This is a genomic window from Nonomuraea bangladeshensis (genome assembly GCF_039529455.1).
GTDB classification, from domain to species: Bacteria; Actinomycetota; Actinomycetes; order Streptosporangiales; family Streptosporangiaceae; genus Nonomuraea; species Nonomuraea bangladeshensis.
Map to the genome: position 1 here is coordinate 1 of NZ_BAAAMV010000033.1, position 5,004 is coordinate 5,004.

Sequence of the window (5,004 nt, forward strand, 5' to 3'; positions counted from 1 at the left end):
GCCCGCGTCCGGCTCATCGCAAGCGACACACCGGCCCAGAACCCGCTCCCGCAGACACTTACCGCTTAACCTGCAGAAACAGGATCACGCGAAGCTTGATTCATACACCACGTCCGTGGACGTGACCCGCGATCACGCTGTGACCAGCGCCCCGCCGCCAAGGGGATGCAAAAGCCTCAGTGATGATTTCAGCTTGATGTGCTTCTCGGATTCGGACGTGATCAGTGAGCCGAGGCCGATCCTTCAACCCCGGAAACCTTGGTGACGATGGGGCTCTGGACCTCTACTCTTGTCGCCCGTGATCAGCACATCCAGGGGCAACGAGGAAGCGGCCCAGCGGGTGATCCCGGTGGCAGAAAGGCTTCTTGGTTCATATCAGTTGTACGAGCCGCGATTGTCGATCGGTCCCGTTGATGTCGTCGACAAGCATCGGCGGTGTTTCCGGCGATCGCCGGATGAAGGATGCACGTCAACGCCCTGACGGCTGGCTATGTAGGCGAGTAAGAACGCCATCTGCGTGCCTTCATGAGCACCACTTAGGGATCTTGGCAGCCAGGGCCAGCGTACCTGCGCGGCGGGTGTCGCCAGCCCAGGTTTTCGCCGGAAGTGCCGCCCGGTTAATGCAGGGGCCCTGGGGACGCGGTGTGTGAGAACTTGGCGAAAGGCGCCCTGGTACGGAGCGCCCTTCGGAAGCTGTGTTCTGCCTTCCTGGCACCCTCTCAACGATGGCATTCCCAGCATGGCTTCGCTTTTCAATCAGCTCTCATCGCGATCTCGGGCGAGCGACCTGTCGCGCCATGGTGATAAAAGGGCGGCGATCAGCGGTTCGAGCATCTCGCCCCGCGCTGCTGGCTCCCGCCCCAGGACATCGCCACGGTGGCCCGCGCGGCGGTGAGTACGGTCGGCTTGGTCCTGTTCAACGCCTCGCGCCAGCGCTGCTCACAGACCTCGTGATGACAGACGCGGCGTTGCCGCGCCCTCAGCCGGGGGATGCGGCGGTGACGGCCTGGAGGGCGGCACTCAGGGCTCGGCCCTGTGCCGGCGACTGGGAGTCGTCGGCGAGAGCGATGGCACCGTCGCTGTAGTGCAGCATCACGATGCCCTGGTGCAGCGTCACAGCGTGGACGGCGCAGCCGGGCAGCCGCAAGCCGGGCCGTCCCTCGACATCGGTTCAACTGCGGCACCACCAGGCCGGTGGCCGCCTGGGCGGCGGCGAGTTGGCGGCGCAGGGTCTGCAGTTCGCGTTCGGCCATCTCGGGGTGCCAGTAAGAAACGTGTCATGAGCCCCAAACGAGCGTTGCTGCGAGAGCAACAACCACCTGGACCTGCACTTCTCGCCGGTCAGTGCAGCCAAGACCCCCGGATGGCAGCCTGTGCGGGCTCATCGTGACCGAGGCGGACAACGCCGACCAACCAAGAAAACACCAAGTCAGTTCCAACTACCCGCCTCTACTGTCCGAGGGCATGAGAAGAATCTCGATCATCACGATCGCAGTCCTTGCCTTACTCACCGCCGGCGCTTCAGCTCAGGCCAGCAGTATGGAGGCCCCCGTCCCTGGGGAGGTGTTTGTCAACGGCCCCAACTTCTCCGTGTATCGGCATCCGGAGTCCGTCCAGATCGCCTCGGTGACCCTGCCTGCCGCCGGCTCCTACCTCCTCCACGCCGAAACGAACTTCGAGCAGCACCCCAGCGGCACTCCCGCCAGATACAGAGCGCGCTGCGATCTGTATCTGCCGAACGAAAGCCGGCCCTTCAAGGGCTGGCAGGCGGCAACCGTGGATGCCGAGGAAACGGGTGCGCTCTCGTTTCAGAGTGCAGTCACCACCACCGCGCCCGGCCCGGTGAATCTGGTCTGCCACGGCCTGTGGAACGTCGACATCAACTTCTACGGGGGCTTGATCGTCGCGCAGGCTGTACCCAAGATCACCAAGTCCTGACCTCGGTGCTCGCTTTGGCCCCGCCGTCGGTCCGGCGTGCGGCGGGGTCGAGGGCGCCACGGCAGGACGGCGGGCGGGAGGTCAGGCGACGTTTAAAAAGCGATGCGGAGCCAGGCGCACAGGCGGCCATCGAGTCCGCCGAGGCGCGCGTTGTCGGCGAGGAACTGGAGGATCGCGACCCGTTCGCGATGCGGCGCTGGGCCGACGGCGAGGACGAGGTGTGGAAGGTGTTCGCCATGGATGGCGACTCCTACCCGCGCCGGTATCCGAAGCACGCCATGCATCCGCACCTGACGGCCGGCGCGTGCTCGCTCATGTAGACGTACCGTTGCCCGGGGTAGGCGCGGTCGGTCAGCGCGAGGTCGGGCATGACGTCAGGTGTTACCGGCGGGGGCCCGCTGCTCGCCGCGACAGCGGCGACACTGCGCATGCCCGTAGTCTCCGCCACCCGGTCATGACCACTCAAGCCGGTGCTCATCGAGGGCGAGGCCCGGCCAGGACACCCGCATGGACCACCACGGCATCGAATGAGAGGGCTTGGGACTGCCATCAAGTGCAGGCCCAGGTGGTTGTTGCACTCGCAACAACGCTCGTTTGAGGCTCATGACACGTTTCTTACTGGCACCCCAACACCGCAGCGAACTGGGCGCGGTCGGTCTCGGACAGGTCACTCCTCAGGCGTTCCTTTCGGCCGACGCGGCGGACTGCAGCGCGGCGGGGGTGATCCGGATGTCCTGGTTCCCAGGATGTTCCTCGTGCAGATTGCCACGAAGTTGTCCCGGGGTAATGCCGCTTAGTGTCAGTAGAAGTGCCGCGAGGTGTCAGTAAACCCTTTGAGTGCTTGACGCTGGGGAACGCCTTCGCGATTGCTGGGAGATATCTTTGCAGGTGCATAACACCCAGAGCTTCGCCTCTGTCTCACGCGTCTCGACACCGCCTGCTCGACATGCATTGGCGGCAGCCGGTCCCCTTCGCCTTCACTACTCCTGTACGTTTGCGCATTTCAGAGGCATGTTGTAGATATGGCCCTGCCGCGCCTTCAATCGGATGACGGGGCGGTGACGGCCAGGAGGGCGGCGCTCAGCGCCCGGGCCTGCGGCGGCGACTGGGAGGCGTCGCCCAGCGGGAAGGCGTCGTCGGCGTGGGTGCAGCAGGACCACGCCGTCCTGCAGGGTGACGGCGTGGACGGCGGCGCCCGGTAGCCGCACGCCGGGCCGGCCGTCGACGTCGGCGAGTGGCGGCACGCCCAGGCCGGTGGCCGCCTGGGCGGCAGCAAGCTGGCGGCGCAGGGTCTGCAGTTCGCGTTCGGCCATCTCCAAGCGGGTTTCTGCGGTGGCTCGGCCCAGGCGGGCCTGGTCGTGCTGGGTCCGTAGCCGGTCGCGTTCCTCCTCGAAGCGGCGCTGGGCCGCGGCGAGGGTGTCGCGGGCCGCGCGGGTTTCGGCGCGGGCCTGCTCGGCGGCGGTGCCGGCCTGGTCGAGCTGCTCGCGAGTGGTGGCCAGGTGCGCGGCGGTCTGCTCCAGAGTGTCGTTCAGCCGGCGGACGTCGGCGCCGGCCTGGTGCAGCTGGCGGTCGCGTTCGGCCAGGGCCGCGGCGCGTTCCTCGGCCAGGGCCTGGGCGTGCGACAGGTCCGCGGCCAGGCGGGACAGCTGCTCGGCCTGGCGGGCGGTGAGGAGCTGCTCGTCGTTCAGCCGGGCGGTGAGGTTGCCGATCTGGACGCCGAGGCGTTCAACGTGGGCGCGGGCTTCGGCATGGACGCGGTCGCGGTGCTGCTCGGCCGCGTGCTGGGCGCGGAGGGCTTCCTGCTGGGCGTGCAGGGCGGCGTCGCGTTCCTGTTCGGCCGTGTGGCGGTCGGCGTGGGCGGCGCGCATCGCGGTGCGGGCCTGTTCGGCGTCTGCTTCGGCCTGCTGTACGCGCGCTTCGGCCTGGGCCAGCTGGGTGGTGACGGCCTGCCATACCTGCTGCAGGCGCTCGTCGAGGCGGTGCAGGTCCTCGCGTTCGGCGGCCAGCTGGGCGTCGCGCTGGTGCAGAGCGGCGCGGATCTGACCGGCCGCGGCCGTGAAGGCGCTGACCGCGGTGTGCGTGGTCAGCGCGGCGGGGGCGTGGTCGGCGGCGCGGCTGGCCTCGTTGCCGCACAGCTTGCAGCAGTACTTGCTGGGGCGGCCGCCCTTGCCGGGCTCGCGCTCGGGCTTGGCGCGGCCGCAGCCGGGCCGGGCGCACTGGCGCAGCACATCGTCGGCGGGCAGGGCGAAGCAGTCGCGGGTGTGGCCGCGCCCGCCCCGCACCGGCTCCGCGGCCTCCCCCGCGTCCCCGGCGCCCGGCCCGGGCAGCATCGGGGCCTGCCCCCATCCCTCGGCGGGTGCGCGCTGCGACCCCGTAGTCGGCCCGGCAGCCGGTCCGGTGAGCGGTGCCGACGCGGCGTGGGGGCGGTCGTGGCCCGGAGAGGGCTGCGGCTGGCCCGGATCTACGCCGATCTCACTCACGCGGGCAATTTAGCATCGCACATGCCTTGGTAGCCGAGGTTCAGCATATCGCCTATGCGTATCTTTAACGATCACCGAGAAGAGCAATTCTCAAAGATCATCTCTGCTAGCGTCACTCTCGTGACCGACCCTGCCGTGGTTCCCGAGGCGGGATCCCGCCCGCTCCCCGCGACCGCCTTCCCCTCCTCCGCCACAGGACTGGCGCCGGCCGCCGCCGTGGCGATCGCGCCCGCCCGCGATCCGTACCTGCTCTACCTGGGACGGCTGGGCAGTGCCGACTCCCGTCGCGGCATGCGGATCTGCCTGGATCACATCACGCGCATGCTGACCGGCGACCGGCTCGACGACGCCGCCGTCACCGGGCAGGGCCAGCCCTGGCACCACCTGCGCTACGAGCACACCGCCTGGATCCGTGAGCAGATCGACCAGATGGACTGGTCGCCCGCCTACCGCAACAAGCACCTGGCCGCGTTGCGCGGCGTGCTCAAGGAGGCGTGGAAGCTCGGCCTGCTCAGCACCGACGACCATCAGCGGGCCGTCGCGCTGGCCCCGTTCGCCGGCCACCGCGAGCCGGCCGGCCAGCACG

The 5,004-nt window shown here is 68.7% G+C and carries 3 protein-coding genes and 1 pseudogene; 3 read left to right on the plus strand and 1 reads right to left on the minus strand.

The features are described 5' to 3' along the window. The first annotated feature begins 1,464 nt into the window (after positions 1–1,464). Together ABD292_RS48775 and ABD292_RS48780 are read left to right on the plus strand one after the other, a co-directional pair. Complete coding sequence (locus ABD292_RS48775; RefSeq protein ID WP_344220328.1) at positions 1,465–1,938, plus strand: hypothetical protein; 474 nt, start codon at positions 1,465–1,467, stop codon at positions 1,936–1,938. A gap of 188 nt (positions 1,939–2,126) precedes the next feature. Beyond that, the gene (locus ABD292_RS48780) at positions 2,127–2,258 is read left to right on the plus strand and encodes a hypothetical protein (RefSeq protein WP_344220330.1); all 132 of its coding nucleotides are present in this window, start codon (positions 2,127–2,129) and stop codon (positions 2,256–2,258) included. Between the two features lie 660 nt (positions 2,259–2,918). Here ABD292_RS48780 and ABD292_RS48785 read toward each other — a convergent pair. Next, positions 2,919–4,418, minus strand: coding sequence for a coiled-coil domain-containing protein (locus ABD292_RS48785; protein ID WP_344220332.1), 1,500 nt, complete (start codon positions 4,416–4,418; stop codon positions 2,919–2,921). Positions 4,419–4,538: 120 nt separating this feature from the next. Here ABD292_RS48785 and ABD292_RS48790 point away from each other — a divergent pair. After that, positions 4,539–5,004 (plus strand): annotated as a pseudogene (locus tag ABD292_RS48790) (hypothetical protein); the annotation flags it as partial.

What these genes read in the sequence shown, in the direction of transcription:
- ABD292_RS48775 (WP_344220328.1), top strand. Translation starts at nt 1,465, where the DNA reads ATGAGAAGAATCTCGATCATCACGATCGCAGTCCTTGCCTTACTCACC.
- ABD292_RS48780 (WP_344220330.1), top strand. Translation starts at nt 2,127, where the DNA reads ATGCGGCGCTGGGCCGACGGCGAGGACGAGGTGTGGAAGGTGTTCGCC.